The organism is Nitratireductor luteus, from assembly GCF_026162365.1.
Lineage (GTDB): Bacteria > Pseudomonadota > Alphaproteobacteria > Rhizobiales > Rhizobiaceae > Chelativorans > Chelativorans luteus.
Map to the genome: position 1 here is coordinate 63746 of NZ_JAOANW010000019.1, position 26282 is coordinate 90027.

The following is a 26282-nucleotide window of genomic DNA, read 5'->3' on the forward strand; positions in this document are numbered from 1 at the left end:
GCGCGGTGGGCGCGATCGAAGGCATGCAAGGCGTCTTCGTCCCGATTGGTCAGGTAGGCCGATATGGCCAGCCGCTCGAGATCCTCGGCTGAGAGGGATGTGTCCCTGTCGGCACGCGAAAAGGCATCGAAAGCATCGGCCCAGGCATGATGCTCAAAGCAATCGCGGCCGCTTTCGAGCTCCGTGCACAGAGCGCTGGATTTTTCCCTTTCAGTGCCTCGCATCAATATTCCTCCCCATAGCGGTGAGGTTCGGGACGAGCCACCCTAGCAGCAATTCCAGACCTTTTCAGCGTGCTTCGACCAGATTGCGCTCAATGTCCGCTGCCAGGAGGGCATTTGGGCTGGCCAGGACGGTTATTGGATCAAATTGTTAAATCGGGTGCACCTAGACGACAGCAACGGCTCGGAAGTGCTGGTTGAGCCTAAACGCACATCATTCTGGAGAACGGCATGGAAGACGAAGCAGAGTTCGAACGGGAAGACATCGGTCAGCCGGCCAACGACAATTGCGTTCCCAACGACTTTAGTAAGAAATGATATAATGTTTTCAGTGGCTTAGGGTTGTATTCCGCTGAATTGCTCCTTTGGGCTCTGATAAAATCAAAGGGTTATTCTGTAGGTTCTAATCACCCCGCAACCAACTGCACTCGCGAGGGCGCGGGATGCAGACAACGTTTACGTGCACGCCTCATACTTGGAACTTTTATCATGATACTTTACACATCATATATAGGGCTCTAGATATGCAACGTGCTTTCCTGAACGGGAACAACTCATGATGACCGCGGCACAGCTCAGGGCGGCGCGTGCGCTGCTCGGGATCGACCAGAAGAGGCTGGCGGAGCTTGCCGGAGTTTCGGTGCCTACCATCCAGCGCATGGAAGCGAGCCCCGGCAATGTCAGGGGTGTCGTCGAGAGCCTGACGAAGATCGTCGAGGCGCTGGACCGGGCCGGCGTCGAGCTCATCGGCGAGGGGGCCCAGAGCCTTGGCGGCGGTCGCGGCGTCCGTCTCAAGGAGAGCGCACCGAAGTAACCCGATCCGTTCAGCGACGGCGACCGCCGACTCCGAGCCGACGATCCCGCCGCCTTTCGTCAAGGCAGCCGGACATCATGACCGCCGACACCATTGTTACGTGCCCCAGGCCCGCACCGGGATTTGCCGAACTCTTCACGCCGAAGCTCGTCACCATCCTGCGCGAGGGCTATTCTGTCGCCAGCGTCCGAGCCGACGCGGTAGCCGGTCTCACCGTGGCCATCGTGGCGCTGCCACTGTCCATGGCGATCGCGATCGCCTCGGGCGCTGCGCCCGCGCAGGGGCTCTATACGGCCATTGTCGGCGGCTTCCTCGTCTCCGCGCTCGGCGGCAGCCGGTTCCAGATCGGCGGGCCGGCGGGCGCCTTCATCGTGCTCGTTGCGGCGACTGTGCAGGCGCATGGCATGGACGGGCTCATCCTCGCTGTCATCCTGTCAGGCCTGATGCTCATGGCTGTCGGCTTGCTCCGGCTCGGCACCTATATCAAGTTCATTCCCTATCCGGTAACGGTCGGCTTTACCGCCGGCATTGCCGTCATCATCTTCGCCAGCCAGATCAGGGACCTTCTGGGCCTGCGGCTCGGCGGCGTGGAGCCCGGGCCGCTCATCGAGAAACTGCCGGTCTTGTGGTCCGGCCTGCCGACGGCAAATCCCGCCACCATTTTTCTGGCCGGGGCGACCATCGCCCTCATCGTCGGCCTCAAGCGGGTGCGGCCGCACTGGCCGGGCATGCTGATCGCCGTTGCGGTGACGGGGGTGGCGACTGTAGGTCTCGTCCTGCCGGTCGCCACCATCGGCACGGCTTTCGGCGGTATCCCTTCCGGCTTGCCCATTCCGGCGCTGCCCGCCTTCGATCTTGAGAAGGTGCAGGCGGTGCTGCCGAGCGCCGTCGCCTTCGCGCTGCTTGGCTCGATCGAATCGCTGCTTTCGGCGGTGGTGGCCGACGGGATGACGGGGCGGCGCCATCGCTCCAATTGCGAACTGGTGGCACAGGGGGTTGCCAATATCGCTTCCGGGCTTTTCGGCGGCATCTGTGTGACGGGCACCATTGCCCGCACCGCCACCAATGTGCGTGCCGGTGCCCACGGGCCGGTCGCCGGCATGCTGCACGCGGTCTTTCTCCTGCTCTTCGTGTTCGTCGCCGCGCCGCTGGCAAGCTACATTCCCCTGGCGAGCCTGGCCGGCGTGCTGGCCGTGGTGGCCTGGAACATGGTGGAGAAGCAGGCTTTCGTCACCCTGCTGCGCGCCTCGCGCGGCGATGCGGCGGTGCTGCTCGTCACCTTCGCCTTGACGATCTTCCGCGACCTGACGGAGGCGATCGTCATCGGCTTCGCACTGGGTTCTATCCTTTTCATCCACCGCATGTCGAAGACGACCGCCGTCGAGGCGCGGCTTCCCTTCGTCGTAGAGGACAAAGCCGATGACGCGAATGGCGGACGCGGGCCCTATAATGAGGCGGCAGGCAGTGACCCGGATGTGGTCGTCTACCACATCTCCGGGGCCTTCTTCTTCGGCGCCGCCGCCTCCATCGGTTCCGTGCTCGACCGGATCGCCGACTCCTATCGCGCGCTGGTGATCGACTTTTCCGCCGTGCCCTTCGTGGATTCCACGGCTGCTAACACGATCGAGGGGCTTGCCCGCAAGGCGGCGCGCCGCGGCGTGAAGATCTATCTGACCGGCACCGCGCGTCGGATGCGCCGGGACCTTTTCGCACATGGCGTGAAGCCGCCCCTCGTGCGCTATGCAAGCCGTATCGAGGACGCTGTGAAAAAGGCGCGAGGCGCGCGCGGAGCGTGAGTTAGGTTCAAGCTGTGTCCCGCGCCTGCCCCCGGCCCGGCATCCCCTCGCGGAGGGGGCGGTCTTCGTCCTCGTCGATGAGGATGCGCACGGCCGCGCCGTCGAGGTCTTCATACTGCCCTTCGTGCAACGACCAGAGAAAGGCCAAGAGGGCGGTGATGCCCATGAGAATGGCGATCGGGACAAGCCAGACGAGATGGCTCATGCACGGCCCCGGCCGGTTCCGGCGCGGGTGCGGCGGCCGGCGCCTGGGTCTCCGCGCGCAGCCGGAGCGCGTTGGCGACGACGAGGATCGAGGAGGAGGACATGGCGATGGCGGCGATCAGTGGCGTGACATGGCCGGCCAGCGCCAGCGGCAGGACGGCGATTTTGTAGGCCACCGCCATCGTCAGATTCTGGCGCACCAGCACTGCCGCGCGTTGGGCCGTCGCAAGCGCCACGGGGACGGCGCTCAGCGCCCCGGTGAAGAAGACCGTGTCGGCGGCGTTGCGCCCCACCTCCGCGGCGCTGCCCGGAGCCATGGAGACATGCGCGGCGGCAAGTGCCGGCGCATCGTTCAAACCGTCGCCGACCATCAGCAGGGTGCGGCCCTGCCTGCGCAGTTCTTCCAGCCGGCCACCTTGTCGGCCGGCAGCATCGCGGCCCGGTAGGTCTCGATGCCGAGCTGTCGCGCGGCGGCCGCGACTGCCCCGCCTCTGTTGGCGTTTTGGCGGCGGGAGCGGCCCTTGCCTGCTTGAGCTGGTCAGGCGCGGATGCGGCGGGCTCAGACTTGCTTGGAGAGTGGTAGGGGCCGGCGAAGTCGAGATTTCGGCATCGGTGCAGCCGAATCCGTCGCGCCTTGGACATTTCCTGGCCGATATTGCCGCCCAGTCCGGCGGATGCGTCGGCAGCGTCAAGGTCTCCGGCCGTCTCGCAGATGTGGCTGTCGCCACCCGGGAGGAGCCGGACTATGACGACGGCGTCTGCCGAAAAGAGTTCGGGCTGGACGGACCGGACCGACTTCGCGTGACCGAGTTTGACGGCTGCCGGCCGCATCACGGTGCTGGGTGTGGTTCCAGCGGAGAGATGACCCGTAATGGAGTGGCGGCCTCGGCCCCGGCCGTGCAGATGCACGACCGAGCGCCGGCTCGCGGCGGACGGGGAGGGGAAGTGCCTTGGGCGCAGGAGCGCCGGTATTACGGCATCCACACGGCCATCGGCTATCGTGGCGATCCCAACCCTGTGTACGATGCGGAGGCCACGGCGCTCTTTGCCTGGCGCTCGGCGGTGTGGGCCTATGCGACGGCCGAGCTTGAGAAGGTGCAGGAGGGGCTTCGATCGGTGCCGACGGTCCGGGACTTCATGGCGGAATTGCCGCCGTTCGAGTGACTGCGTAGCACGGTCGCCACGCGCCCACTCGGCGACGTGTTTCGAGCCGTCTACCGCCGATAGCCCAACACTGGATCCGGTGACGTCCGCCATTCTCACGCTGCGCACCCGCTTTCTCAGCAAGACCGTTCCGTAGGCTGTGCGTGCCGCCAAGCACAAACGAAAGGACCGGCCCAGAGGGAGCCCTGGACCGGCCGCAATGGGCTGAGGCATGGAAGGGACGTCTGTCAGCTAGCCCATTGTGAATCAAACCCCTGCGAATAAACCTGGTTCCCTCAGCATGTAGCAGTGGGCTGCGCGCACCAGAGAGGTTCCGCGCCACTTCCCGACAAGCTGAAAGGTCAATCCAATGACCCTCACGGTGCCCGCCAAAGCGAAAAGGGGCCGGTGCTTCCGGGGAGTGAGTGGAAGCATTGCCTGAGATGCCGGCCCCCGCGGCGGCCCCCGCCCCGAAGGTCCGCCGCGACATCCTGGTGACGGATTCTACCCCCAGCCCCAATTCACGTTGCGTAACCGCGCGTTAACAAACCCATCACCTGAAAGGATATCTTTGTTCGATGAAGCGACCGTTCGCGCGGTCGAGCGCATTGCTGCGCGCACGAAAACCGATACCGCGGCGTGGCTAGCAGTCGCCGGAGTGGAGAGCGCCGGTCGGGTGTTCGCATCCGTAAATGGCCGAAACGAGCCGCTGATCCGCTTCGAGGGCATTACTTCGACCAGCGCCTGGTCGGTGAGAAGCGGGCGAGGGCGCGGCGGGAAGGGTTGGCGCATCCCAGTGCCGGCCGGGTGAAAAACCCGAACAGCCAAGCGGCGCGCTGGAAGATGCTCGCCCGCGCCATGGCGATCGACAAGCAGGCCGCGCTTGAATCAGTGTCCTGGGGGCATCGGCGAGGTGATGGGCGCGCACTGGCAGTAGCTGGGTTTCGCCAGTGTCGACGAGATGGTGGCACTGGCGCGCAAGAGCGCCGGCGGCCAGATTGCCACTCGTGGCGCGCTATGTCGAGAAAGCCGGGCTGGTCGACGGGCTGCGGCGCAAGGACTTCAGTGCCTTCGCCCGCGGCTACAATGGCTCCGCCTTCGCGCGCTACAGCTATCACACCAAAATGGCGGCTGCCTACAGGCGAATCTCGGGCAAAGTTCCTGTCTCGGCCGCGACCGGCATGCTGCGCATGGGCTCGAAGGGCGCACGGGTGCTGCGCATGGGCTGGTACCGTCCTGTGCACGCCAAGTCTGGAGATGCCCAGGAGGTGCGGGCACTGCTGGTCGGCCGCAAGCTGTTGCAGGCCAAGCTGCTCGACGTCGAGCTCAGCATCCGCGGAATCCTACGCGGTTACGGGCTCAAGGTTGGCGAGGTGAGCCGGGGGCGTTTCGAGGCGCGCATTCGCGATCTCATCGAAGGCCATGACATGCTTGGGACAGTGATCGGCGCGATGCTGCAGGCACGGGCTGCATTGTGGAATGAGTTTACCCGGCTGCACCGCGCGATGCTGAAGATCGCCCGTGCTGATCCTGTCTGCCAGCGGCTGATGAGCGCGCCCGGCGTCGGCGCCCTTGTTGCGCTCACCTATCGCGCGGCGGTCGACGATCCGGGGCGGTTTGCGAAATCCCGAACCGTTGGTGCTTACTTCGGACTGACGCCCAAGAAATACCAGTCCGGCGAGACCGACATAGACGGCGGCATCACCAGGGTCGGCGATGCCATGGTGCGCACCGCGCTCTATGAAGCGGCGCATATCATGCTGACGCGCGCCTCGAGGTTCTCCGCCCTGAAACGCTGGGCGATGGACGTGGCGAAGCGGCGCGGCATGAAACGGGCGAAGGTGGCGCTGGCCCGCAAGCTTGCCACCGTCCTCCACCGCATGTGGGTGGATGCCAGCGCGTTCCGTTGGAGCAAGGAGATCGTGACCGCGTAAAAGAGAAACAGGGAAGCGGAGCAGGCCAGCTTAGGCTCTGCTCCTTCGAGGTCCCGTCGCTGGGACGAGGGCTTGGCAAGGTCGGGAGTAGTGCTGTGAAAGCTTCGGCAAATCACGCGTCCTAGATTGACCTGCCGGCTCTGGATCTGATGGCATAGTGTGGCAGTCTTCGTGCTGACCACGGACAGAAGCATGATCCTGGCGGCGTGATGATCACTCGAAGGGACTTGACGAGCAAAGGCCCATTACAGAAGCACTGCCGATCGGACGGCTTTATCCTTCCGTTGGAGTAGGCCGAGAGCCACGAGGCCTATTTAAGCTCGCTTACGTTAGCTTCTCCGTTATTTAAGTATCGATAGGATTGTTTAAATAGCGCCGCGCTGCCATGATGGCCCTATGACTGATTCCGACCCAAATCAGCGCCTTGGCCGATATGTCGAAACCCCTGTCGCGGGCGAGATCGTACGCGCCTTCGTTCCACCGCCTCTGCCGCCGAAGCCACAGATCGATGTGCTGGCTCTTCTGGACCGGCTGAGCCTCGCTGAGCGCGCGCTCGGGCGACTGGATGGCATTACCATGCTGCTGCCGCGCCAGGAACTTTTCCTCTATATGTATGTGCGCAAGGAGGCGGTGCTTTCGTCCCAGATCGAGGGGACGCAATCCACACTGACCGACCTTCTGCGCTTCGAGACCGAGGCACAGGCCGGGGAGCCGATCGACGACATCCGCGAGGTGTCGAACTACGTCGATGCGATGATGTACGGGTTGGAGCGGCTGGAAGAACTGCCACTGTCGTTGCGCCTGATCCGCGAGATGCATGCCCGGCTGCTGCAAAGCGCGCGCGGTGGCACGAAAGACCCCGGCGAGTTCCGCCGTTCGCAGAACTGGATCGGAGGCTCGCGCCCGGGCAACGCGCTCTATGTGCCACCGCCTGTCACCGAACTCGATGCCTGCCTCGATGCGCTGGAGCGTTTCATACACGAGGATAGCTCGCGATTGCCTGCGCTGATCAAGGCCGGGCTGCTGCATGTCCAGTTCGAGACCATCCACCCGTTTCTCGATGGCAACGGCCGCATCGGCCGCCTTCTGGTGACACTGTATCTTTGTGTCAATGGTGTGCTCCGCAAGCCGTTGCTCTATCTCAGCCTCTATCTGAAGACGCATCGTGCCGACTACTATCGGCTGCTGCAGGAAGTGCGGGAGCACGGCAACTGGGAGGCTTGGCTCGATTTCTTCCTCGCAGGGGTGGCCGAGACCGCAAACCAGGCTTTCGAGGCCGCCACCCGGATTGTCGACCTATTCAAAGAGGATCGCGAGTGGATCACGAACGAAAGCGACCGTGCAGCCTCGACACTCCGCATCCACGACCTCTTTCAGCAAAACCCGTTCCTGACCTCCAACCAGCTTGTCCAGCAGACGGGCCTGTCGGCGCCAACAGTCAATGCGGCGTTGGCCGACCTGGAGAAGATGGGCATGGTTGAAGAGATCACCGGGCGCAAGAGGGGGCGGGTGTTCAGCTACCAGCGCTATCTCGCGATCCTCAGCGAGGGAACCGATCCTTTGCCTGCCGCCACCTGAAATCTTCCGTCGGCCGCCCCATCTCTCGGTCGACAGCTATTGCGCCAGAAAATGGGCCACGCTGATAAAAGCACAACTCAACGCGTGTGAGGTCGTTGGGCTTGTTTTGTTTCCTACGCTGCTATGCGAAATAATTCTCCAAGGAGCGCTGTTTCCATCTGGAGTAGCATGGGGTGAGAGGAGAGGACCCGCAACCACTTTCGTTATAACTCCATGAAATGTGAGATATAATAAGGGCTTATGAGAAAAAGCTCCGCCCGGAGAACCCGTGACGGGGCTTTCGTTTTTGGGCGCGAGGACATCTCCAATCCGTTCGCATAACCTGGCCATCTTGATTGACGACGCAGAGATCTATGGTTCGGGCCGAGACATCCAGCCTGATAAAGTGGCTTTGGGACATACTGAATCCCTTTTCAATCGAGGATCGGCACTTCTCATGACCAATCTTCAGACGGTTTTGTAAACTACGACAATTTCAGTCGTTCTGTGCAAGCTGGAGGCGGCACGCCAGGAAATCGGTGGCGACACGCTGGCGATCCGCGCCGACGTGCGCTCCCTCGCCGACCTGAAGACGATGGCCGAGACCGTGCGCACGACATTCGACAAGCTTGACATCCTCTTCGCCAATGCCGGGGTCGCCTACGGCACCCCGATCGGCACAACCGACGAGGAGAGCTTCGACCGGCTGATGGACATCAACGTGAAGGGCGTGTTCTTCACCGTCCAGTCGGTTCTGCCGATCATGGCTGACGGCGGCTCGATAATCCTCAACACCTCCTGGCTGGGCCATGTCGGAACCGCCGGCCGCGCAGCGCTGTCGGCGTCGAAGGCCGCCGTCCGTTCGTTCACGCGCGTGCTGGCCGCCGAACTCGTTGACCGGAAGATCCGCGTCAATGCGGTCAGCCCTGGCCCGATCGAAACGCCAATACACCGTTCCCCGGGCCAAACTGAGGACGAATTCAGGACTTACGCGGAGAAGGTTGGCGCGAAAGTGCCCGCCGGGCGGATGGGTAAGCCTGAGGAGATCGCGGCGGCTGTGCTTTTTCTTGCAAGCGACAATTCGAGTTACATGCTCGGCGCCGAGATTTCCGTCGATGGTGGGTTGGGGGAGATCTGACGATGCATCTGAATGACCACCTGAGCGTGCCGGCCGTGGTTCATGCCGCAAAGCTGGACTGGGTCGCCAGCCCCACCCGGGGCGTGGACCGGCGCATGCTGTTCCGCATTGGCGACGAGAAGGTCCGTGCGACATCGATCGTGCGTAATGCGGTAGGGAGCGGTTTCCGCATCACGGCCATCCCGGCGGCGAGGAGTTCTTCGTCCTCGAAGGTACCTTCCAGGACGAAACGGGGGACTTTCCGCAGGCTCCTACGTCCGCAACCCGCCGGGAACGGGCCATGCGCCGGGGACTCGAGACGGCTGCACCATCTTCGTGAAGCTGTGGCAGTTCCGAAACGATGATCAGGAACGCGTTGTCCGGCGGCCAGGCGAAGGCAAGCACGCTAACCCGCTGCCTGGAATGCGCGCCTTTCGGGACTATCTTCCCTCCGGTGGCTTGTCATGTCAGCCGTGGGCCGGACGCGCACCAGCTCGCGTCGCTGGCTATCGTCATGTCCGCGAGAACCGGACACCGCGCATTCCCGAAGCGATCATATCGCCGCTGCTGGCTTGGTCGATCCGTTATGTCACCGAGTTCGCTTCCGATATCTTCGCTGCGCGCGAGGAGATGGACCGTCTCGAAGCGCGCTGCGCGGCCCTCATAGAGGCCGATCGTGTTCTCGAGCGCAAACATCGTCGAGAACGACAACGCAAGCGCCTTGGGGACTACTTCCATCGTCTTCGCAGTGAGGGTCGCGGGGTTCCAATCTGGGCGACCGCGCACAACGGCACGTTCCTGCTGCCAATGATCGCGGAAACGGGACCCCGTTTTTTCGTCCAAAAGGCCTATTACACGAAAAATCACAATCGAGGCGAAGTTACTAACAAGCGGCCGCTCTCTTGCGATCCGTTGGCATAGCCTACGGACACAATGGCTCGAGCAGGACATTGCGTGGGCACAACGGCAACAGAGCTGGAGGGCGGTAATCCGCCGCTGATCCCGTCGAGCTAAACGGCAGAGAAGAACTCAATTACCGGGCGTTGCAGCATATGATCTTGTGAGCCATCGACCTGTTATGCCCGTTCCCGCATACCATCTCCATCATGCCGAGAGGCAAAAGCGACGGACATGCTCATTGAACAGGTCAGGCTGCTCCATATTGCTCAGGTGCCCGGCGTTTGGAACTATCGCAAGTTCCGCGCCGGGGATGGCCGCATGGAACTGCTTCGCCACGAAAAGGGGGCTGCGCCGGTCATCGTCACCCCACACCAGGAGCGTGGGCACATCGACGGTTGACAGCAGATCTCTGGTGTCGACCTCGGCGGAGGACAACGACATGAGCCGGAAACCGACCGGGTGAAACTCGGAGACGATGGTCGAGAACTCGTCCCTTACCTGCTGCGGGACAGCATCCGTAAAGACGCCTGGTACGAACTTGGCGACCAACGCCTCGGCCGGTGCGCTTGCATCTTGAAGGCAGGCACTTAGCCGCTCGTTGCAGGCTGTTTCAGGGAGCGAGCCTCTCCAGCCAGCATATGTATCGGCCAAAACAAGGGAACGGACGCGTTGCGGATAGAGACGATAGAATTCCTGCGCCAGTATGCCACCCCACGACAGTCCAAGGAGGTGCGCCTGCGCAATCCCGACGGCCTCCAAGAATTCTGCCAGACAGTGGGCGTAGTTCTCCGTCGTAAACGTGTCCGGTGGATCTGAAGATGCCCCTGCGCCAGGCGCATCCCAGGCGACGACCCTGAACTGATCCGACAAATGTAGTAGCTGCTGTCTCCAAACGCGAGCATCGCACAAGAAGCCGTGAAGGAGCACAAGCGCAGGCCCCCGTCCCGCCTCACGGTAGCTCATGGTTTGCCCATCGACCTCCACGGAATGCAATTGCGCGACGGTCATCGCTTTTTCTGCCCTGACGGTGCTAGCATCATCCATGAAACGAAGTGAATGACGAAAAATACTCCAACAATTTGTATGGGTCCATGCGGTTCACGTTGAGCGCGGAGAAATGCGGAAGCGACCTCTATTCGGTTCGTTTTTTTGGATTTCGGGCTAAACTCCTCCCGGGAGGGCACGGATGGACCGCCAGCCGCTCAGTATGGTCTTTCTTTTTGTCGCCACGCTATCAGGAATGTCCCTGTGGTTCATGGCGGCGGCCAGCATGCCCGACATGGCGGCCGAGGCGGGGCTTTCGGACATGTAACTGGCGTGGCTGTCCAGCGTCGTCCCAGCGGGGTTTGGCATCGGTGCACTCTGCTTCGCACTCCTTGGCCTGCCGGATCGCGTCGACCCGCGCTACCTGTTCGCTGGTTGTGCCTTCACCATCGCCGTGTTGAACCTCCTTATGTTGGCGGTACCGATCGGTGGGCCCGCCGCGATAACGCTATGGTTCGTTTCGGGAGTCCTAATGGCGGGGACATGGCCTGTGTCGATGAAGATCGCGGTCGGATGGACCATCCGGCGTCGTGGTGCGCTTATGGGCAGCCTCGTGGCGGCACTCGTGGCCGGTCAGGCCTTACCGTATCTGTTGGCATGGTTTGGGGGGACACCCCGCTCATGCCCATGGCCTTGACCAGGTCGTCGACCGACCGTGTCGAGATGCCCTGAACGTAGGCTTCCTAGATCACGGCGGTCAGGGCCTTCTCGGCCATGCGGCGCGGCTCCAGGAAGCTTGGGAAGTAGGAGCCCTTCCTCAGCTTGGGGATGCGCAGCTCGACGGTGCCGGCCCGCGTCTCCCAGTCGCGGTCGCGGTAGCCGTTGCGCTGCGCCGTGCGCAGCGGGTTCTTCTCGCCATAGCCGGCGCCGGTCGCGGCCCCCACCTCCAACTCCATCAGCCGCTCGGCGGCAAAGCCGATCATGTCGCGTAGGATATCGGCGTCCGGGGTCTTCTCTACGAGCGCGCGCAGGTCCATCATGTTGTCGGCCATCGGTGCTTCCTTCGAATCAGGTTGGTGTCAACAACCAAACCCTACCGAAGAACATCGATGACCGCCGCTACGCCGCTCGCTCGCTACAGCGCTGTCGAGGGCGCGCTCGCGAGAGGCTTCGCTACCGCCGTGCTACACCACCCGCCGGGGCACGACCCACTCAGACGGCTGGTCGGCGCGCTTTGGTGATTCAACGAGGGTCACATAATCGTCTATGCCCATCCCTTCTAGAATCCTGCCGATATGCTTGGCAACTCTCGCCTCGCGTGTCTGGGATCGCTTGGCGGCGCTGAAGTACAGGAGGTAGGCCCTGCGACGGCCTGGGGTCAGGGCGTCGAAGCTCTCTTTCAAGGCAGGGTTGGCTCGTAGCTGGGCTTGAAATTCTGGCGGGACGGGAAGGTCGCGTGTCGCTGTGGGTGCGATCTTTCGGCCAGAAACTTCAGCATCGATCGCTTCGTAGATGCAGTCCTGGATAACCGATGCCATCTCTCTTATTTCATCGCACTTGGTGAACCGGATTTGGCGTTGCGCCTGCATGTTCGGCGATTGCTTTGTCAGGACCTGTTCGTGCTTCATTAACAGCGCGCCTTTGAAGAACAGTAGCGCGCAGTATTCCTTGAACCCCTGCAAGAGAACGATGTTCTTGTCGTTATGCGTGTAGCAAGGCGAGTTCCATTTCCAGTCTTCGGCAAGTCCGCAGCCCAACGCAATCTGCCGGAGCATTTCGAACTCATTTCGCCACTTTTCGGCGCCGGCAATGTGCTCATCAATTTTTGGCGATCTTTCTGTCGTCATCGTTATGCCTCCATTCCTGCCTCGCAAGCGCTCACACTAGGCACACAGCCGTTAGACCGGCCCTGCGCTATGATAGCCAGTTAGCTATGTAATTCGATGCTATCAACACAGTTCGCGCCCTATGTATTCCGCGATGGAGACACGATCGCGCACAGCCAATAGACATAAAATTCTTTATATCCACTGATTTAGTGAACTTTATCACACCTTCGGAATCGGGGCGTTGACTCACTCATAACTCATGAGATATGAGTCTATGAATATCTATATGGTGATTATGAGATGTCAACAAGGCCAGATTTGCTTTTCAGAACGCTCGCCGATCCCACACGCCGAGGTCTCTTCGAACGGCTTTGCCGCGATGGCGAGCAGACGGTCGGAGCCCTAACAACCGGCGCAGGAATCTCTCAGCCAGCCGTCTCGAAACATCTTGGGCTCTTGAAGCAAGCTGGGCTGGTGCGCGACCGCCACGAAGGTCGACAGACGCACTACAGTGCGCAGTTGGATGCCCTGGCTCCGCTGGTCGATTGGACACGCCAGATGGCCGGGTTTTGGCAACATCGCTTCGACCGACTCGAAGACCTGTTGAAGCGCATGGATCAATGAGAAGTGCTCGGCAAATGCGACGAGCCGAAGCGCGGTCAAGTCCTAAAACACACATTCAGATGGAGAAGCACCATGTTGTACTTGATGCTCATCTATAAAGATGACGCAAAGCTGGAAGCGGCCACAACTGAGGAGAAAGCTGCACACGGCAAAGGCTATGGCGAACTCAATGCATTTTTGACCGAAAGCAATGGTGTCAATCGCGGGACGGCCACCTGGCCCGCCAACATCACGACGGTGCGAATGCGCGATGGCGAGATGACCACGTCAGATCGCCCGTATGTCGAGACTGGCGAGCGCGTTGGTGGTTTCTTCCTGATCGATGCCGAGGATGTGGACGCTGCCATCAAGATCGCGGAGCGCGTCCCGGACGTTCGCTACGGCGCAGTCGAAATCCGGCCGGTGAAAGTGTGATCCCCAACCGCCTCGGCCTCGCATCGTCTTCAACAACAACGCGCAGGAGATAGTCACCGGTCTCGAAGTTCAGGGGCAGAGGCCCATCCTGTCGGCGATCGCGCCTAAACTCGTCTTGTGAAAACCGTACGAAGAAGGATTGCGCTCAATGTCCGCTGCCAGGAGGGCATTTGGGCTGGCCAGGACGGTTATTGGATCAAACATTGAATTGAATGGCGAATATTTGGCCACGTTTCGCCGGCCCTCGCGCATCACCGCATGGCGGCGCACTATAGCGGGCGCTGGCATAGCGAAATAACCTATCACGGCTCCACGGATTCTGCGCGCTACGCATATGAACTCCGCCTGGCATCTCCTCATGGTTACGCGCGAACTCGGCACAATGTCCGTTCTTGCATTTCATAACGTATTGCATTTCGCGCTACAAGGCATTATCTTGCGCTTCATTGGAGGTGACTCATGGCCACCACAGCCGACCGCAAGGAATATCCCATCTCGATGCGACTGCCGGAGTCGGATGTCGCGATGATCGATCGAGCAGCCACGTTGCGCGGCCGCTCGCGCACGGATTTCGTGCGTGATGCCGCCGTTCGCGCCGCCGAAGAGGTCGTCATGGAAAACCGGCTGATCCGTATGAGCCCCGAGGGCTTTGCCGATTTCATGAAAGTGCTGTCAGCCCCGGCCGCGCCGGTTCCCGAGATTGTCGAACTGGTCGATCGGCCGGCCCCTTGGGAAGCCGGTTACGTCGCCAAGCGGTGAAGCCTTGCCCTTATCGGCTCCCGAACCGCTCACCGCTGCGCATGATGTCTCCGAGTTCTCCTGTGGCAAGCCCACGCTCGACCACTGGCTAAGGACCAGGGCGCTTTCCAACCAGGAGAAAGGCTTCACCGCTGTCATGGTCGTCCACGACGACGGCCGTGTCGTCGGATATTACGGCTTAGCACCGACAGCCGTTGTTCCTTCGGCGTCGCCCCGTTCGATCCGTACAGGTCAGCCACCAGACCCGGTTCCCTGTCTCCTTCTCGGCCAACTGGCCACCGACACGGCCTGGGCCGGTCGGGGGATCGGCACGGGGCTACTGAAGCACGCACTGCAGCGCTGTGTGGAGGCGGCTGCTCTCGTCGGCGGCCGCGCGCTGATGGTCAACGCTGTCGATGCCGAGGCTGCCCAGTTCTGGCAGCGACGCGGCTTCTTGCCCTCCAAAGACGATCCGCTTGTTCTGTTCCGCCCGATCTCTGCGATTGCTGCTTCGCTAGCTGACACTGGCCCGTAGGCGGCGGGCCAATCTGTTGGTCAGCAACCTGCGATGGCTCACTTAGCGCCTTTAGTGACGCCTTTGATGACGGCTTCAGCGCAACGCGCAAGTTCCTCGGTGGAACCGAAGGGCACCTGTACCACGAAATACTCCTCACCGGCCGGCTTGTTCGCCATTAAGCCGAGCGGCCAAACGCCCTTTTCCCAGCAGCCGCTCCGCACCTCGCATACCGAGCGCAAGGTTCGCTCCTGCTTCGCTGGCTACCTTCAAAATCAAACGGTTTCCCAAATTGTCCCGAATGCCGGGCGGGATTGCATCTTGAGCGGCCCGCTGCGTGATCATAACGACGTGAATTCCGCAGGCGCGTGCCTTGGAAGCCAAGCGGGTCATCGTGCTTTGGATGACTTTCCGGTACTTGTCCGAACTGGCCATCCAATCCGCCATCTCTCGTGTTTCGTGTGGGTCGTAACTGGGAAATGTCGCGCATTTCAGTGCAGGCACGCCGCTGACGTCGAACGCTCAGAAGAAGATGCTGACAAGAACTATCACCGAGACCGCAAAGACTGCGCCCAATCCGGCGATCCACAGCAGCAGCAGTTGCGTGTCGAAACATACGGATTCCTGGTCCGTGGAATCATCGGCTTTATTGCTGTCGCTCTGGTTGCTCAGTTCCATCTGGTTGGCGCGCACTGCCGATCCCTGAATCGGAGTATGCAGGGTTTTCAGGCTGTCAGTGGAAGATCGAGTTGCCACCAAACGGGAGGGCCAGATAGAAAGGCCACCAAATAGGGTTCAGGATAGCTCACCGCGACACGGGCGCGTCAGGCTTGAGGCGCTGGATTATCCGCAATCCGACTTCCGGATGCGGCCACATGGCTCGTCGATGAGGAACGCTGCGCGGCCCTTGAAGAGGGACGGCAGGGCCGCCACTTCGAGAGCCGCTACCATCTCACTCTTCTCTTTATGCCGCCGCCGGACGCGCAGGCGCGCATCGAGAAGGCGCTGCTGGATTCCGGCCGGAAGGGGGAAGAGGACGGCGGCGCCCGGAACTGGCTGCAGGAACTGGCCCGGTTCCGGGACGAGACCGAGCGGGTGCTGGACCTGCTTGGCAATTTTCAGCCCGAGATTCGCCCGCTCGATCGTTCCCGCCGGTGTGCCGTCCCGGTCGGCAATGGCATTGGGAATTCTAAATTCTTCCTTTTCGATGGTTATTAACCATTAAATGGATGCAGGAAATGCAAATTGCACGGGAATATCAGTGGAACCGACAATCTCGGGCCAGCCTGCCGCATGAAACCGGACGATCAGGCTGCCATCGTCCTTTACAAGCAGGCCAGTTCGTTCACGCTACCCAGGCCACTGGAAAGATTTTGCGGCCCTGAGCATGGCAGCGGTCGCCGGGCTGTAGGGGCGTCCTGGGATGCTGAGAATCGAGATGGTACGGCTGACCTCCGGCTCGACGAGGGGGCGTTGCAGCAGTTCGGGCAGCGTGACCGAGCATTCCGGCATGAAGGCAAATCCGATCCGCGCCAGCACCATCGCCTGCACCCAGTCCTCCCGCTCCGATCGGAAGCGCGCATAGAGCGTTACGTTGTTCGCCGCACAGACCGCCATCACCATTTCGCGCATCTCGCAAGACAGTCGGTCGACATAGGGTTCGCCCGACAGATCGCAGAGCTTGATCGCAGTCAGATTGGCAAGCCGGTGGTCGGGCGGAAAGATCACCACGTATCGTTCCCTATAAAGATTATGCACCGTGAAGACGCCCCGCTGGTTGTCCAAGACATTCAGGACCGCCAGATCAAGCTCAGCACTTTCCAGTCGAGATTTCAGATCCTCGGCGCTGGCCTCGGTAACGGCGACTTCGACGCCGTGATGATCGGTCTGAAACTTGGCCAGAAAGCGCGACAGCCGGACCGGTCCGATAGTGGACATCACGCCCAGCCGGACCGGCACATTGTTGAGCAGCCGGAAATTGTCGGCGAGGGTCCGGGTCGCCTCGGTCTCGTTCAGGATCAGCTGCAGATGCGGCAGCAGTGTCCGGCCGAAATCACTGAGCAGGATCTTCTTACCCTCGCGATGAAACAGCGGCGCCCCGAGTTCGGCTTCCAGCGTCTTGATCGCCTTAGTCAGGGCCGGCTGCGAGACGTTACACTGCGCTGCAGCCCGGGTGAAATTCAGCAGACGCGCCGCTGCCAGCACATATCTTACTTGGAACATCTCCATCGCTGATCCTCCCGCCGCAGGCACGTTCAGCGGCAGCCTAGCATCATTTTCGATAACCGTCGGCTATCGATCCATCACCACTCGGTCGTTCCCGGAGCGTGGCCTTGCGCGCATAATGACGGACTTCTCAACCGAAAGGGCAAAACAAATGTCAGTCTACATGGTGGAACGTGATCTGAAGGGCATCAGCATGGAGGCCTTGGGTGGCGCCCAGAAAGCCGCGATCGGCAAGGCGGAGGAAATGTCTGCGGGCGGCACCGCCATCCGCTACATCCGCTCGACCTTCGCGCCCGAGGATGGCCGCTGTATGTGCCTGTTCGATGCAGCCTCCGACGCCGATGTGAAACGGCTGAACGACGAGGCAGGACTGCCCTACAGCAGGGTGGTCCCAGCGCTCGATCTCACACCCTGAGCCGGGCCGTCCGGGCAACACACTGTTGGTGGAACTACGCTGGCTGGTGCCGGACGGCAGTGCTCGCATTGTGGCCAAGTTGGAATCGGCCAACCCGGCCGGCAGCATCGGAGACGGCGGGTGCAGAGGGCTTGGATGACGGCGGGCTTTACCTTTTCAATCGGCTGATTGATGGCTGCTGGAGGCATTGCGATCTATTGTATGAGCGAATTTCAATATTACGAGGTTCAAGCTGTTGACCGGCCGCTGACCAAGGCCGACCAGGAGACACTGCGCGGCCTGTCCACGCGGGCGCGGATTACGGCGACAAGCTTCACCAATCATTATGAATAGGGCGATTTCAAAGGCGATCTGCGACTGTTCTATCTCCTCTGGCTTTCGGCCGTTGCAGACGATCTGCTGACGGACGATACGCCGGAGCCCTTGCCCGGCATCGGGAAAAGCGGTCAGCGCAAGTGAGCGTATTTGGTTACGCACTCCCTTGCGAGCTTGTTCCGCGCTGCCAAGGCTTCGCGTTCTGCTTTACGCACGCGGAACCCAACGCCCGACTGATGCGATATAACGCAGACATTGAAATCTGGATGTGCCCGGAGGCGTTCAATCCGTCTCAAGCGGCAGGCCCGCCTCGATCCAGTCCGCTTTGCCCTCATGGTAGTCGCGGACACGGGTATAGCCTAGGTTCTCAAGCCGCTCGGCGGCAAGGGACGATCGCTTGCACGGACCGTTGCCGCAGTAAACGACGATCTCGGCATTGCGGTCGGGAATACGCTCCGGCGCAACGTCGACAATGTCGTCGGACACGATGCTGATGGCGCCCGGCAAATGTCCCTTGCGGTAGGCGGTCGCCGGCAGGGTGTCGACGAGCACGAAATCATTGTCGCACTCGATCTTGGCCTTGAGGTCCTCGCGCGATATCTTCTCAACCATTCTGCTCTCCTCTTCTTGGTCCGCACGGCCGCGCGCAGTTTGAACGCCATCCTGCAAGCAGCCCCAGAGAAACATGGCAAACAGGAGATGGGGAACGAGCGAGGCGACGACAAGTTTCGGCGTCACCGCGAGCCCCAGAAGGCCCCCAGCCAACGATCGGAAAGAACATGACGAGCACGAGCACCCAAAGCCCCAGTCCGAGCGTCAGAGCGTTGCGAATGCTCAGCCTGTGGCGGAATAACTGGACAAAGGCGACGGCCCAGAACGCCCCATAGGCGACGTGGAACAGAAGCCTACGGGCAGGGGAGTTGGCGTCCTAATAGCGTTTCGGCAAATGCCACAGCATCCACAGGCCGATGACGCCCAATAGGCCACGGCTCAAATCCTCGAGCCATGGTGCCCGGCCGACGCTTCCGAACGCAATCGACGCCAGGGGAAGCGACAGCAGCGCGATCAGGATGGCCATGCTCATATGCGTGAAAGACAGCGCCAGCGAAACCATCAGGCTGCGCGCCATTCCCGTGGACGAACCCGCTTGATAGGTAGCAAGCACCGACTTGCTGTGCCCCGGGGTCATGGCGTGCACGGCGCCGAACACGGTGCCCATCGGCAGGAAGGCGGCGAGCGCGGTCCAACTGCCGCCGCCGGCGAATGCGCCTATGCGCTCGGCGAAAGTCAGGTAGATCTCGCATTGGACCTCAATGACCCATTGCAGCATGTGTGCCCAATCGTCACTCTTCGCCGGTCATGGCTCGCGCGGCCATTGCGGATGCAGGTCGTCGATTACAAAGGCGTGAGCATGGCGATGCTCACCGCGCCGCGATCCTTTCGCCCAGTGCGGATCATCCTCGGGAAGGCCGGAATGCCGGTGCTCGACGACTTCCGGATCGGAAGCCGGCCACACAAGGGCGGCTGCCACGAGGGCGGCGGCCGCGACCGCGGCCAGGTTCAGGAATGTCGCGGTGAGCCCGACAGAGGCGCCGAGCCATCCGGCCAGCGGATAGGTGACGAGCCAGCAGGCATGCGACAGTGCGAACTGCGCCGCGAACAGGGCGGGCCGGTCTTCAGCATGCGAGGAACGCCGCAGCAGCCGGCCGGAGGGTGTCTGCGCCGCCGAATAGCCGAGGCCGAGAACAAACCAGAGCAGCAGGAGGACCTGGTAGCCTGAGACGACGGATCCCGTCACGAGACCGAGGATCATGAGGAGCACGCCTGCAAGCATTGCCGCGCGGTCGGATATGGCTTCGAGCAGCCTTGGCAGGGCGAGTGCGGCGATCATCGATCCGCCGCCGAAGGCTGCCAGCGCCAGCGCGGTCGCGCGCTGCGACAGTCCGAACCCTCCCTGCACGATGACCACCGTGTTGACGATCACCATCGCACCGGCGGCCGCGACCGCCATGTTGACCGCCAGCAGGCCACGCAGCCTCGGAGTGGCGAGGTAGATGCGGGAGCCGCACGTGGTTCGCTCGTAGATCGGGCGCGGCGCGGAAGGCCTCGGGCTCGGGAGCTGAACCCAGATGACCAGCGCCGCCGAGGCCAGGAAACCGATCACGGTGCCGGCAAACAGCGCATGGAAGCTCACCACCGTTAGAAGGGCCGCTGCGAGCATCGGGCTGAAAAGGCTTTCCAGATCATAGGCCAATCGCGACAGGGACAGCGCCCGTGTGTAGTCCTTCTCGTCCGGCAGGACGTCGGGGATGGTCGCCTGGAAGGTTGGCGTGAAGCCCGCCGATGCCGATTGCAGCAGGAAGATCAGCACATAGACTTGCCAGACCTCGGTGACGAAGGGGAGAGCCACCGCGACGCCCGCCCGCACGAGGTCGAGACTCACAAGCATGGCACGCCGGGGCAGCCGTTCGGCGAAGGCGGCGGCCACCGGCGCGACGCCGACATAGGCGATCATCTTGATCGCCAGTGCCGTTCCCAGCACCACGCCGGCCTCGCCGCCGGCCAGATCGAATGCCAGAAGCCCGAGCGCGACGGTTGCAAGCCCGGTGCCGATCAGCGCGATCACCTGCGCGGCGAAGAGATGACGATAGGTGCGGTTTGCGAGAATGCCGAGCATTGGCTGACCTAAAGGTACTTCGTGATCTCTTTGAACTCCGCGATCGAGCGCTGCTGCCCGGCGGGCAAGGCCTGTGCGGCGTCGCCGAGGCAGTGATCGAGATGGTCACGGATGAGCGTCTTCTTGGCCTGGCCTATGGCCTTCTCGACCGCGTGCAGCTGCTGGGCGAGCTCGAGGCAAGGCCGGCCGGCTTCGATCATCGCGACGACGCTGCGCAGATGGCCTTCGGCGCGCTTCAGGCGCTTGACGATGGCGGGATGGGAGGCATGGGTCGTGTTGGTCATGCATCTGGCCTATCCTCTCCGGGAGGATAGCGTCAAGGTTCGCTCCCCATCACCGAGACGGGCTACCGCTCGCATTTCATGCCCTTAGGCACCATGGCGGGCGGACATGTTGCCTATGGTTGGATTTTCCCCGAAGACGACCGATATCTGCTCGACCGGCCGGAACTGGTCGAGCATCACCAGGTGCGATGTTCCGATTTCGCCCGATTCAGCGGCTAGACGAGGCGCCACATCGGGGTATTCAGAATTGAAAGGAAGGAACATGAGGTCAAGCGATATTAAAACGACCGTCCTCTGCCTACCGGTCAGCGATCCGGACCGGACTCTTGCATTCTATCGAAACGTATTCGGGTATCCGGGCGCGGAAATCGAAGACAGAATCATCCCGCTTGAGCTTCCCCATCTTTCGCTGTTCCTGATGGAGAGAGGCGCCTTCGAGTCCTACAGCAAGAAAGCCGGACGTGGCGCGCAGCTTCCAAACGAGAATGCCGGTATGGTCATTAGTTGTGCGATGGAGACGAAAGAGGCGGTCGATGCAATGCTGGAGGCCGCACCAAGGCATGGCGGCTCCGCACGAGCGAAAGCAGCGATGGACAAGGCCTCGGGAGGGTACACCGGTTACGTTTCTGATCCCGATGGTCATTTGTGGGAGCTCGTATTTCCGGAACCTGGAACGCAGAACAGCTAGCTCATCAGAGCAGGACTAGCTTTACCGCTCTCCTCACTGCGTTTGCATCGGATGCATGATGCCCAAACCCGAGCATCGGCGGCCGCCCGCGCGCTCGGCCCAGGGATTTTCGCCCGGCGCTCAAGCTGGGCGTCACTATCGCAACGCCGGGAAAGATCATCAGGAGGCTGAACAGATGACGCAGACCGAACGCTACAAATACCCGCTGCAATTGCCGCGCTCGCTCAAGGACACCGCAGCGCGCCTCGCCATGGAGGACGGCGTGTCGCTCAATCAGTGGATTACTTCGGCGGTCGCGCAGAAGATCGGCGCTGTGGAGACGGCCAGCGATTTTCTGAACGCGCGTGCTGGGACGGCTAAGCGCGGTGATCTGATGAGGCTTTTGGACCGGGCAACGGATGTGCCACCGGCGCCGGAAGATGCCATCAAGGATTGACCGAACGGAGCGCCGCCCATGACCCGTGCAGCCCTTTATGCCCGCTATTCCTCCGATAACCAGAGCGAAGCGTCCCTTGAGGACCAGTTCAGGCTTTGCCGGAAACGCGCTGCCCAAGAGCGGTGGGAAATCGTCGGTTATGAGGACGCGGCCATATCGGGATCGAACACCGGAAATCGACCAGCACCCGGCCCAAGCGGATGACGGTCCTCAGGTCGGACAGGTTCTCCAGCCGCGAGCAGGTCGGCTGCGAGGCGAGGTCAAGCCCGCTGTCGGGCAACCGCCCACAGGCCAACTTGAAGGCCGGGTCAAAGCGGAGCCGGTCGAGATCGTTGGCGTCTTCGTAGCCACAGGCGATGGCGAAGATGCGGGCGCGCAGAATATCGACCACGGCGTGCGTCACGCTGTCCGGATCACGCGGATCATGGATCGCCGGGGCAAGCCTGTCGGCCAGTTGCAGACGCCGCCATTCGAGGTGATGCGGCCGCCGTCGAACGCGGATGTGATCTTCTTGCGTCCTACGGCTGGAAAACTGAACGGCAACAACGTATCGTCGGTCATGGTGGGTGTGGCTCGCGAGATGTGGTCGACAGGACTGACCTAAACAACCGAATCCTACGCTATATCAAACGCTTAAGCTGCACCCGCCAGCCCATCAGATTGCCTGTCATGCATAAGACGCTCTAATGAGGGTCTTATGCGATGCGGCGATCAAGCAAGATGAGAGCGCGTTCTTTACGAGCGGACATTTGTGCCTCACTCTATGTCTGGACCCTTGGCATTTCGAACTTCCGCCGATAGGCGCCGGGTGTCAGGTTGATCTTGCGCTTGAACAGCCGGCGGAAAAATGCGGCATTTTCGTAGCCCACATCGTAGCTGATCTCGTCGATCGGTTTCATCGTGCGCTCCAACTGACGCTTCGCTTCCTCGATCCTCTGGGCCTGCACATATGCGATCGGCGACAGCCCTGTTGCTCGTGAGAAGCGACGCTCCATGCTGCGTCTCGGCATCCCCGCCGCGCGGGCCATCTCCTCGACCGGATTGGCGATCATGTAGTGCTTCTCCAGCCATTGCTGCAGGCGCAGCACCAACGCGTCACCGTGGCTCATGACTGGCGCGAAGGTGGAATAAGGCGCTTGGCCTTCACCGTGCCACTGCAACATTAGCAAGCGTGCCATCGCATGGGCTGCGGTCGGCCCGATTTTGCGCGCGATCAGATGAAGCACCAAGTCGTGCCAGGACATGACGCCGCCGGTCATGACGAACTCGCTGCGCTCGCCAGCGGTGATCAGCACCTCCTCGGTCCTCAGCCGCACATTGGGAAAGTTGCGACGAAAGGTCGGCGCGAACGCCCAGTGGATGGTCGCCTCGCGGCCGTCGAGCAGGCCGGTCTCAGCAAGTAGCAAGACGCCAGTGCAGGCGGAGCACAAGGTCGCGCCGCGGTCATGCATCGCCCGCAGCCATCCGACCAGTCCGGGAAAGCGTCCGCGGATCCAGTCTGGTCCTTCCACCATCATCAGGGGCACGATGGCGATATCGGTCTGGTCGATCTCTTCATAGGATCGGTGTGCGCTGAAAGGCAGCCCGCTCGCCCCGATCGTCGGTTCGGTGCTTCCGGCGACGATTTCGACCACGAAGGGTCGCCGCGGTACGCCGGGCTCGAACTTTTCCAGCAGCCCGAAGGCGCTGAGCGTCTCGAAGATCCCGCTCAGTGGCGACACCTGTGCGTCGGGTGTCGCGACCAGACTGACATGGAGTGGCGCGGGTTCCGGGCGCATCCTCGATTCCTCCCTTGGCGCAAATGGATCGATCTTGACGAGTCTGACACTCGTTTGCCGAAGCGGCAACTGGCACTCTCGCGGTCATCAAATTTTCAGAAAGGGAGCTGGACCATGACTGAAGTCAATGGGTGGACCGTCGAGCATATATCCGAAGCTGTCGAAGGCGTCCGGCAGCAGCCGGAAGCCGGTGTTCTGACCTGGCGCAGCCGCGTCGCGTGGGACGGCGCGTTCGGTCTCGACGTGCGGACGCTCGACATCGAGCAACTCGGGCAGAGGATGCCTCGCCATTTTACCATGCGCGGCGATCATCCGCCCGAATTGCTCGGCCAGAACACCGGCCCAACGGCGGTCGAAACGCTGCTCGCGGCGCTCGGCGCTTGCATGACTGGAACTTTCGCCGCCCAAGCGACCGTGCGCGGCGTGGCACTGAGTCGCCTGGAAGTTGACGTGCAGGCCGAGATGGACCTCAATGGATTCTTTGGCCTCAAGCCCGTCTCGCCCGCCGTTTCGGACGTGAAACTGGTCTATCGCGTGGAATCGGATGCAAGTCCCGAGACGCTTTCCGATATCCTCGATGCGACAAAGGCGCTGTCGCCCGTCTTCAATACCGTGACCCGGCCAGTAGCGGTCGAGGCCGCCTTCGCGAACGCTGCTCCGAAAGTGCAGTAGCCGATCCCGAGCGGAATCGAACAAAGTGAGGATATTGTTGCCATGACCATTCAAACCAAAGCATTGCGCCTGACCGTATCCATGCTGGTCGCGGGCACGACCGCCACTGGAGCGCTGGCCGGCGAAGCAGCGGGTGAATTCACCGCAAAACCGATCGGTGCCGGAACCTATAGCGGCCATCAGGGCAAGATTGGTATGTCAGTCAGCGAAAGCGAGAAGAAAGAAATAGTCACCGTGGTGGGCGATATGCCGGTCGGCTCGGCTGTCGGTTTCCACTACCATCCAGGCTATGCCCTGGTGGCCGTGACCAAGGGCAAGCTTGCCTCGCTCGATAGCGCCGAATGCGATACCCGCGTCGAATATGAAGCCGGCGAGGCGTTCTTCGATTTTCCCGGTCACAGGCATGACATTGTCAACATCGGCGATGAGCCGGCGCAGTTCGTGGTCACGTTCCTGCTGCCGGAAGGTGAGAAGCCTCTCTACCCGATCGATGATCCGGGAGCAGAAAACTGCCACTGAACGCTGATCAACTCGTCCGCGCCGGCGCACAGCTGCAGGCGCGGGGGGCGTTGGTGACAGCGTCGAAGAAATTGACGAGATCGCTCGTCGCGACGCGACGAGACTTTAATGGTATCCTGCGGAGGGCTCTATACGGCCATCGTCGGCGGCTTTTTCGTCTCTGCGCTCGGCGGCAGCCGGTTCCAGATCGGTGGAGCGGCGGGCGCCTTCGTCGTGCTCGTTGCGGCGACCGTGCAGGCGCATGGCATGGACGGGCTCATCCTCGCCGTGATCCTGTCGGGCCTGATGCTCATGGCCGTCGGCCTCCTGCGGCTCGGTACCTACATCAAGTTCATTCCCTATCGGCGACGGTCGGCTTTACCGTCGGTATCGCCGTCATCATCTTCGCCTGCCAGATCAAGGACCTCCTGGGCCTGCGGCTCAGCGGGGCGGAGCCGGGACCGCTCATCGAGAAACTGCCGGTGCTGTGGTCCGGCCTGCCGACCGCAAATCCCGCGACCGTCTTTTGGCCGGGGCGACCATCGCCCTCATCGTCGGCCTCAAGCGGGTGCGGCCGCACTAGCCGGGCATGCTGATCGCCGTGGCGGTGACGGGCTGGCGACCGTAGGTCTCGGCCTGCCGGTCGCCACCATCGGCACGGCTTTCGGCGGTAGGAGACCTCCCAGAGATACTCCGCGCCGCCGCGGATGCCGATCTGGATAGTCCGCTCGGGGTCGAGCACCCCGTCCAGGGCCGCCAAGCGAAGGGTGCACATCTGAGGACGTGATCGTACGGGCCGCTCCGCTCGATGGTACGCACCGCGCGGGGGCCAGAGCGGCTTCCGTTGCGGTTCGTCACGCCCAGGTCCATCGGTACGCCGACAAGCGCGATGTCGAGACCACAAAGTCGGGCCCAATCCCACGGAGGTCCGTGTTTGGGTCGGATCACGTCGATGCTCCCATGGAGCCAGAACGTCCGCTTCTTGATGATCCGAGCCTCGAAGCTACTGGTCCCCTTCGGCCCAGGACTGCCGGGGCCGCAACACGCTCGGTCTTTCCCGGCGTGTTGACGTTCTCGATTTAGATCTTGCCGTCAGTTGCGGACATCGAGTACCGCCTCGACATAGTCGATTTTCGGTCGGCGATCGGGCCACAGAAGACCGTGTGAAGGGGTATGCTTTGGCTTGTTTTTTATGATGGACATCGCTAGCTGGGCACGCTCCGGCAATTTGGCCGGGTTTTTCCTGCGCCAGCCAACCAGCTTACCAGTCAGCCAGCGCCTCATTCTGTTCTTAAAGGAGGGGGACGTGAGGACTGGTTTGTCATTTGTCCAGCTTTTTGTCTTAACATCTATCGCTGTCAGCCTTGCCGAGGCGGCATTCGCACAAGAGGATCAGGCTTCCGATACGTCGCAGACGAACGGCGATGTGACGGTGCTGGAAAGGCTCCTGGTGACGGCGCCGCTGTTCGGCGCGCCCGACACGGCAACGCGCAGCGTCACCCTC

28 protein-coding genes and 11 pseudogenes are annotated in these 26282 nt (G+C 61.8%); 24 read left to right on the forward strand and 15 right to left on the reverse strand.

What is annotated here, in order from left to right:
• Positions 1 to 777: 777 nt before the first annotated feature.
• Both N1058_RS21950 and N1058_RS21955 read left to right on the forward strand, forming a co-directional pair.
• Entirely contained in the window at positions 778 to 1035 is a 258-nt protein-coding gene (locus N1058_RS21950) for a helix-turn-helix domain-containing protein (protein ID WP_265519733.1), read from the forward strand.
• A gap of 77 nt (positions 1036 to 1112) precedes the next feature.
• Positions 1113 to 2831, forward strand: coding sequence for a SulP family inorganic anion transporter (locus N1058_RS21955; protein ID WP_265519734.1), 1719 nt, complete (start codon positions 1113 to 1115; stop codon positions 2829 to 2831).
• Between the two features lie 7 nt (positions 2832 to 2838).
• Here N1058_RS21955 and ccoS read toward each other — a convergent pair whose 3' ends face one another.
• Positions 2839 to 3036, reverse strand: a complete 198-nt coding sequence (gene ccoS, locus N1058_RS21960) for a cbb3-type cytochrome oxidase assembly protein CcoS (RefSeq protein WP_338040720.1) — start codon at positions 3034 to 3036, stop codon at positions 2839 to 2841.
• Positions 2942 to 3406 (reverse strand): hypothetical protein, encoded by a 465-nt coding sequence (locus N1058_RS21965; RefSeq protein ID WP_265519736.1) that lies wholly within the window; start codon positions 3404 to 3406, stop codon positions 2942 to 2944. Before N1058_RS21965 ends, ccoS begins: the two co-directional genes overlap by 95 nt.
• 583 nt (positions 3407 to 3989) lie before the next feature.
• Here N1058_RS21965 and N1058_RS21970 point away from each other — a divergent pair.
• From N1058_RS21970 to N1058_RS22000, 7 genes and pseudogenes are all read left to right on the forward strand, one after another.
• Positions 3990 to 4199, forward strand: a pseudogene (locus N1058_RS21970) (hypothetical protein); the annotation flags it as partial.
• A 618-nt stretch (positions 4200 to 4817) separates the two neighbouring features.
• Positions 4818 to 5072: pseudogene (locus N1058_RS24185) on the forward strand (N-acetylmuramidase domain-containing protein); the annotation flags it as partial.
• A gap of 113 nt (positions 5073 to 5185) precedes the next feature.
• A pseudogene (locus N1058_RS21980) lies at positions 5186 to 5266 on the forward strand (hypothetical protein); the annotation flags it as partial.
• Between the two features lie 117 nt (positions 5267 to 5383).
• Positions 5384 to 6112, forward strand: a pseudogene (locus tag N1058_RS21985) (IS110 family RNA-guided transposase); the annotation flags it as partial.
• Between the two features lie 396 nt (positions 6113 to 6508).
• Positions 6509 to 7690: a Fic family protein gene (locus tag N1058_RS21990; protein WP_265519737.1), complete on the forward strand. Its 1182-nt coding sequence runs from the start codon at positions 6509 to 6511 to the stop codon at positions 7688 to 7690.
• A 493-nt stretch (positions 7691 to 8183) separates the two neighbouring features.
• Positions 8184 to 8807: an SDR family oxidoreductase gene (locus N1058_RS21995; protein ID WP_265519762.1), complete on the forward strand. Its 624-nt coding sequence runs from the start codon at positions 8184 to 8186 to the stop codon at positions 8805 to 8807.
• 2 nt (positions 8808 to 8809) lie between these two features.
• Positions 8810 to 9188: pseudogene (locus N1058_RS22000) on the forward strand (cupin domain-containing protein); the annotation flags it as partial.
• A 702-nt stretch (positions 9189 to 9890) separates the two neighbouring features.
• On the opposite strand, the gene N1058_RS22005 reads toward N1058_RS22000, so the two are convergent.
• Positions 9891 to 10694, reverse strand: coding sequence for an alpha/beta fold hydrolase (locus N1058_RS22005; RefSeq protein WP_265519738.1), 804 nt, complete (start codon positions 10692 to 10694; stop codon positions 9891 to 9893).
• Between the two features lie 178 nt (positions 10695 to 10872).
• On the opposite strand from N1058_RS22005, the gene N1058_RS22010 reads away from it, so the two are divergent.
• The gene (locus tag N1058_RS22010; RefSeq protein ID WP_265519739.1) at positions 10873 to 10998 is read left to right on the forward strand and encodes a hypothetical protein; all 126 of its coding nucleotides are present in this window, start codon (positions 10873 to 10875) and stop codon (positions 10996 to 10998) included.
• A 340-nt stretch (positions 10999 to 11338) separates the two neighbouring features.
• Here N1058_RS22010 and N1058_RS22015 read toward each other — a convergent pair.
• Together N1058_RS22015 and N1058_RS22020 are read right to left on the reverse strand one after the other, a co-directional pair.
• A pseudogene (locus tag N1058_RS22015) lies at positions 11339 to 11722 on the reverse strand (transposase); the annotation flags it as partial.
• Between the two features lie 132 nt (positions 11723 to 11854).
• The gene (locus N1058_RS22020) at positions 11855 to 12517 is read right to left on the reverse strand and encodes a YdeI/OmpD-associated family protein (protein ID WP_265519740.1); all 663 of its coding nucleotides are present in this window, start codon (positions 12515 to 12517) and stop codon (positions 11855 to 11857) included.
• 282 nt (positions 12518 to 12799) lie between these two features.
• Here N1058_RS22020 and N1058_RS22025 point away from each other — a divergent pair, with 282 nt between their 5' ends.
• From N1058_RS22025 to N1058_RS22040, 4 genes are all read left to right on the forward strand, one after another.
• The gene (locus N1058_RS22025) at positions 12800 to 13123 is read left to right on the forward strand and encodes an ArsR/SmtB family transcription factor (protein WP_265519741.1); all 324 of its coding nucleotides are present in this window, start codon (positions 12800 to 12802) and stop codon (positions 13121 to 13123) included.
• An 84-nt stretch (positions 13124 to 13207) separates the two neighbouring features.
• Positions 13208 to 13537: a YciI family protein gene (locus N1058_RS22030; protein WP_265519763.1), complete on the forward strand. Its 330-nt coding sequence runs from the start codon at positions 13208 to 13210 to the stop codon at positions 13535 to 13537.
• Between the two features lie 459 nt (positions 13538 to 13996).
• Complete coding sequence (locus N1058_RS22035) at positions 13997 to 14296, forward strand: type II toxin-antitoxin system TacA family antitoxin (RefSeq protein ID WP_265519742.1); 300 nt, start codon at positions 13997 to 13999, stop codon at positions 14294 to 14296.
• Between the two features lie 4 nt (positions 14297 to 14300).
• Positions 14301 to 14810 carry a GNAT family N-acetyltransferase gene (locus N1058_RS22040; protein WP_265519743.1) on the forward strand — a complete coding sequence of 170 codons (510 nt, stop codon included), beginning with the start codon at positions 14301 to 14303 and terminating at the stop codon, positions 14808 to 14810.
• Positions 14811 to 14945: 135 nt separating this feature from the next.
• On the opposite strand, the gene N1058_RS22045 is transcribed toward N1058_RS22040, so the two are convergent.
• Positions 14946 to 15224, reverse strand: a complete 279-nt coding sequence (locus N1058_RS22045) for a hypothetical protein (protein WP_265519744.1) — start codon at positions 15222 to 15224, stop codon at positions 14946 to 14948.
• 87 nt (positions 15225 to 15311) lie between these two features.
• Positions 15312 to 15482 (reverse strand): hypothetical protein, encoded by a 171-nt coding sequence (locus tag N1058_RS22050; RefSeq protein ID WP_265519745.1) that lies wholly within the window; start codon positions 15480 to 15482, stop codon positions 15312 to 15314.
• A gap of 273 nt (positions 15483 to 15755) precedes the next feature.
• On the opposite strand from N1058_RS22050, the gene N1058_RS22055 reads away from it, so the two are divergent.
• Positions 15756 to 16007 carry a hypothetical protein gene (locus tag N1058_RS22055; protein ID WP_265519746.1) on the forward strand — a complete coding sequence of 84 codons (252 nt, stop codon included), beginning with the start codon at positions 15756 to 15758 and terminating at the stop codon, positions 16005 to 16007.
• A 132-nt stretch (positions 16008 to 16139) separates the two neighbouring features.
• Here the strand turns inward: N1058_RS22055 and N1058_RS22060 are convergent, their stop codons facing one another.
• The gene (locus N1058_RS22060) at positions 16140 to 17012 is read right to left on the reverse strand and encodes a LysR family transcriptional regulator (protein ID WP_265519747.1); all 873 of its coding nucleotides are present in this window, start codon (positions 17010 to 17012) and stop codon (positions 16140 to 16142) included.
• A gap of 154 nt (positions 17013 to 17166) precedes the next feature.
• Here N1058_RS22060 and N1058_RS22065 point away from each other — a divergent pair, with 154 nt between their 5' ends.
• The gene (locus N1058_RS22065; protein ID WP_265519748.1) at positions 17167 to 17430 is read left to right on the forward strand and encodes a DUF4242 domain-containing protein; all 264 of its coding nucleotides are present in this window, start codon (positions 17167 to 17169) and stop codon (positions 17428 to 17430) included.
• Between the two features lie 201 nt (positions 17431 to 17631).
• Positions 17632 to 17868: pseudogene (locus N1058_RS22070) on the forward strand (hypothetical protein); the annotation flags it as partial.
• Positions 17869 to 18027: 159 nt separating this feature from the next.
• On the opposite strand, the gene N1058_RS22075 reads toward N1058_RS22070, so the two are convergent.
• From N1058_RS22075 to N1058_RS22090, 4 genes and pseudogenes are all read right to left on the reverse strand, one after another.
• Positions 18028 to 18357 carry a rhodanese-like domain-containing protein gene (locus tag N1058_RS22075; protein WP_265519749.1) on the reverse strand — a complete coding sequence of 110 codons (330 nt, stop codon included), beginning with the start codon at positions 18355 to 18357 and terminating at the stop codon, positions 18028 to 18030.
• A 337-nt stretch (positions 18358 to 18694) separates the two neighbouring features.
• Positions 18695 to 19075: pseudogene (locus tag N1058_RS22080) on the reverse strand (HoxN/HupN/NixA family nickel/cobalt transporter); the annotation flags it as partial.
• Positions 19076 to 19102: 27 nt separating this feature from the next.
• Positions 19103 to 20422, reverse strand: coding sequence for an MFS transporter (locus N1058_RS22085; RefSeq protein WP_265519750.1), 1320 nt, complete (start codon positions 20420 to 20422; stop codon positions 19103 to 19105).
• 8 nt (positions 20423 to 20430) lie between these two features.
• On the reverse strand, positions 20431 to 20706 hold the full coding sequence (locus tag N1058_RS22090; protein ID WP_265519751.1) for a metal-sensing transcriptional repressor: 276 nt from the start codon (positions 20704 to 20706) through the stop codon (positions 20431 to 20433).
• A gap of 262 nt (positions 20707 to 20968) precedes the next feature.
• Here N1058_RS22090 and N1058_RS22095 point away from each other — a divergent pair, with 262 nt between their 5' ends.
• The 3 genes from N1058_RS22095 to N1058_RS22105 all read left to right on the forward strand — a co-directional run bounded on the left by N1058_RS22095 (position 20969) and on the right by N1058_RS22105 (position 22034).
• Positions 20969 to 21394 (forward strand): VOC family protein, encoded by a 426-nt coding sequence (locus N1058_RS22095; RefSeq protein WP_265519752.1) that lies wholly within the window; start codon positions 20969 to 20971, stop codon positions 21392 to 21394.
• Between the two features lie 175 nt (positions 21395 to 21569).
• Positions 21570 to 21830: a type II toxin-antitoxin system HicB family antitoxin gene (locus tag N1058_RS22100; protein ID WP_265519753.1), complete on the forward strand. Its 261-nt coding sequence runs from the start codon at positions 21570 to 21572 to the stop codon at positions 21828 to 21830.
• An 18-nt stretch (positions 21831 to 21848) separates the two neighbouring features.
• The gene (locus N1058_RS22105; protein WP_338040721.1) at positions 21849 to 22034 is read left to right on the forward strand and encodes a recombinase family protein; all 186 of its coding nucleotides are present in this window, start codon (positions 21849 to 21851) and stop codon (positions 22032 to 22034) included.
• Here the strand turns inward: N1058_RS22105 and N1058_RS22110 are convergent.
• Positions 22006 to 22391, reverse strand: a pseudogene (locus N1058_RS22110) (transposase); the annotation flags it as partial. The gene N1058_RS22105 and the pseudogene N1058_RS22110 overlap by 29 nt on opposite strands.
• A 200-nt stretch (positions 22392 to 22591) precedes the next feature.
• Positions 22592 to 23608, reverse strand: coding sequence for a GlxA family transcriptional regulator (locus N1058_RS22115; protein WP_265519754.1), 1017 nt, complete (start codon positions 23606 to 23608; stop codon positions 22592 to 22594).
• Positions 23609 to 23722: 114 nt separating this feature from the next.
• Here N1058_RS22115 and N1058_RS22120 point away from each other — a divergent pair, with 114 nt between their 5' ends.
• The 3 genes and pseudogenes from N1058_RS22120 to N1058_RS22130 all read left to right on the forward strand — a co-directional run.
• A complete protein-coding gene (locus tag N1058_RS22120) occupies positions 23723 to 24280 on the forward strand; it encodes an OsmC family protein (RefSeq protein ID WP_265519755.1) in 558 nt (185 codons plus the stop codon).
• A gap of 42 nt (positions 24281 to 24322) precedes the next feature.
• The gene (locus N1058_RS22125; protein ID WP_265519756.1) at positions 24323 to 24799 is read left to right on the forward strand and encodes a cupin domain-containing protein; all 477 of its coding nucleotides are present in this window, start codon (positions 24323 to 24325) and stop codon (positions 24797 to 24799) included.
• 123 nt (positions 24800 to 24922) lie between these two features.
• Positions 24923 to 25450 (forward strand): annotated as a pseudogene (locus N1058_RS22130) (SulP family inorganic anion transporter); the annotation flags it as partial.
• Here the strand turns inward: N1058_RS22130 and N1058_RS22135 are convergent.
• Positions 25449 to 25675, reverse strand: a pseudogene (locus tag N1058_RS22135) (arginase family protein); the annotation flags it as partial. The pseudogenes N1058_RS22130 and N1058_RS22135 sit on opposite strands and share 2 nt — an antisense overlap.
• 409 nt (positions 25676 to 26084) lie before the next feature.
• Between N1058_RS22135 and N1058_RS22140 the strand changes: the two are divergent.
• On the forward strand, positions 26085 to 26282 hold a 198-nt coding region (locus N1058_RS22140; protein WP_265519757.1), incomplete at its 3' end, for a hypothetical protein.

Bases quoted from the DNA above. Each gene is read 5' to 3' on its own strand.
- N1058_RS21950 (WP_265519733.1), top strand. From the start codon at position 778: ATGATGACCGCGGCACAGCTCAGGGCGGCGCGTGCGCTGCTCGGGATC.
- N1058_RS21955 (WP_265519734.1), top strand. From the start codon at position 1,113: ATGACCGCCGACACCATTGTTACGTGCCCCAGGCCCGCACCGGGATTT.
- ccoS (WP_338040720.1), bottom strand. From the start codon at position 3,036: ATGAGCCATCTCGTCTGGCTTGTCCCGATCGCCATTCTCATGGGCATC.
- N1058_RS21965 (WP_265519736.1), bottom strand. From the start codon at position 3,406: ATGGTCGGCGACGGTTTGAACGATGCGCCGGCACTTGCCGCCGCGCAT.
- N1058_RS21990 (WP_265519737.1), top strand. From the start codon at position 6,509: ATGACTGATTCCGACCCAAATCAGCGCCTTGGCCGATATGTCGAAACC.
- N1058_RS22005 (WP_265519738.1), bottom strand. From the start codon at position 10,694: ATGACCGTCGCGCAATTGCATTCCGTGGAGGTCGATGGGCAAACCATG.
- N1058_RS22010 (WP_265519739.1), top strand. From the start codon at position 10,873: ATGGACCGCCAGCCGCTCAGTATGGTCTTTCTTTTTGTCGCCACGCTA.
- N1058_RS22020 (WP_265519740.1), bottom strand. From the start codon at position 12,517: ATGACGACAGAAAGATCGCCAAAAATTGATGAGCACATTGCCGGCGCC.
- N1058_RS22025 (WP_265519741.1), top strand. From the start codon at position 12,800: ATGTCAACAAGGCCAGATTTGCTTTTCAGAACGCTCGCCGATCCCACA.
- N1058_RS22030 (WP_265519763.1), top strand. From the start codon at position 13,208: ATGCTCATCTATAAAGATGACGCAAAGCTGGAAGCGGCCACAACTGAG.
- N1058_RS22035 (WP_265519742.1), top strand. From the start codon at position 13,997: ATGGCCACCACAGCCGACCGCAAGGAATATCCCATCTCGATGCGACTG.
- N1058_RS22045 (WP_265519744.1), bottom strand. From the start codon at position 15,224: ATGGCCAGTTCGGACAAGTACCGGAAAGTCATCCAAAGCACGATGACC.
- N1058_RS22055 (WP_265519746.1), top strand. From the start codon at position 15,756: ATGCCGCCGCCGGACGCGCAGGCGCGCATCGAGAAGGCGCTGCTGGAT.
- N1058_RS22060 (WP_265519747.1), bottom strand. From the start codon at position 17,012: ATGTTCCAAGTAAGATATGTGCTGGCAGCGGCGCGTCTGCTGAATTTC.
- N1058_RS22065 (WP_265519748.1), top strand. From the start codon at position 17,167: ATGTCAGTCTACATGGTGGAACGTGATCTGAAGGGCATCAGCATGGAG.
- N1058_RS22075 (WP_265519749.1), bottom strand. From the start codon at position 18,357: ATGGTTGAGAAGATATCGCGCGAGGACCTCAAGGCCAAGATCGAGTGC.
- N1058_RS22085 (WP_265519750.1), bottom strand. From the start codon at position 20,422: ATGCTCGGCATTCTCGCAAACCGCACCTATCGTCATCTCTTCGCCGCG.
- N1058_RS22090 (WP_265519751.1), bottom strand. From the start codon at position 20,706: ATGACCAACACGACCCATGCCTCCCATCCCGCCATCGTCAAGCGCCTG.
- N1058_RS22095 (WP_265519752.1), top strand. From the start codon at position 20,969: ATGAGGTCAAGCGATATTAAAACGACCGTCCTCTGCCTACCGGTCAGC.
- N1058_RS22100 (WP_265519753.1), top strand. From the start codon at position 21,570: ATGACGCAGACCGAACGCTACAAATACCCGCTGCAATTGCCGCGCTCG.
- N1058_RS22105 (WP_338040721.1), top strand. From the start codon at position 21,849: ATGACCCGTGCAGCCCTTTATGCCCGCTATTCCTCCGATAACCAGAGC.
- N1058_RS22115 (WP_265519754.1), bottom strand. From the start codon at position 23,608: ATGCGCCCGGAACCCGCGCCACTCCATGTCAGTCTGGTCGCGACACCC.
- N1058_RS22120 (WP_265519755.1), top strand. From the start codon at position 23,723: ATGACTGAAGTCAATGGGTGGACCGTCGAGCATATATCCGAAGCTGTC.
- N1058_RS22125 (WP_265519756.1), top strand. From the start codon at position 24,323: ATGACCATTCAAACCAAAGCATTGCGCCTGACCGTATCCATGCTGGTC.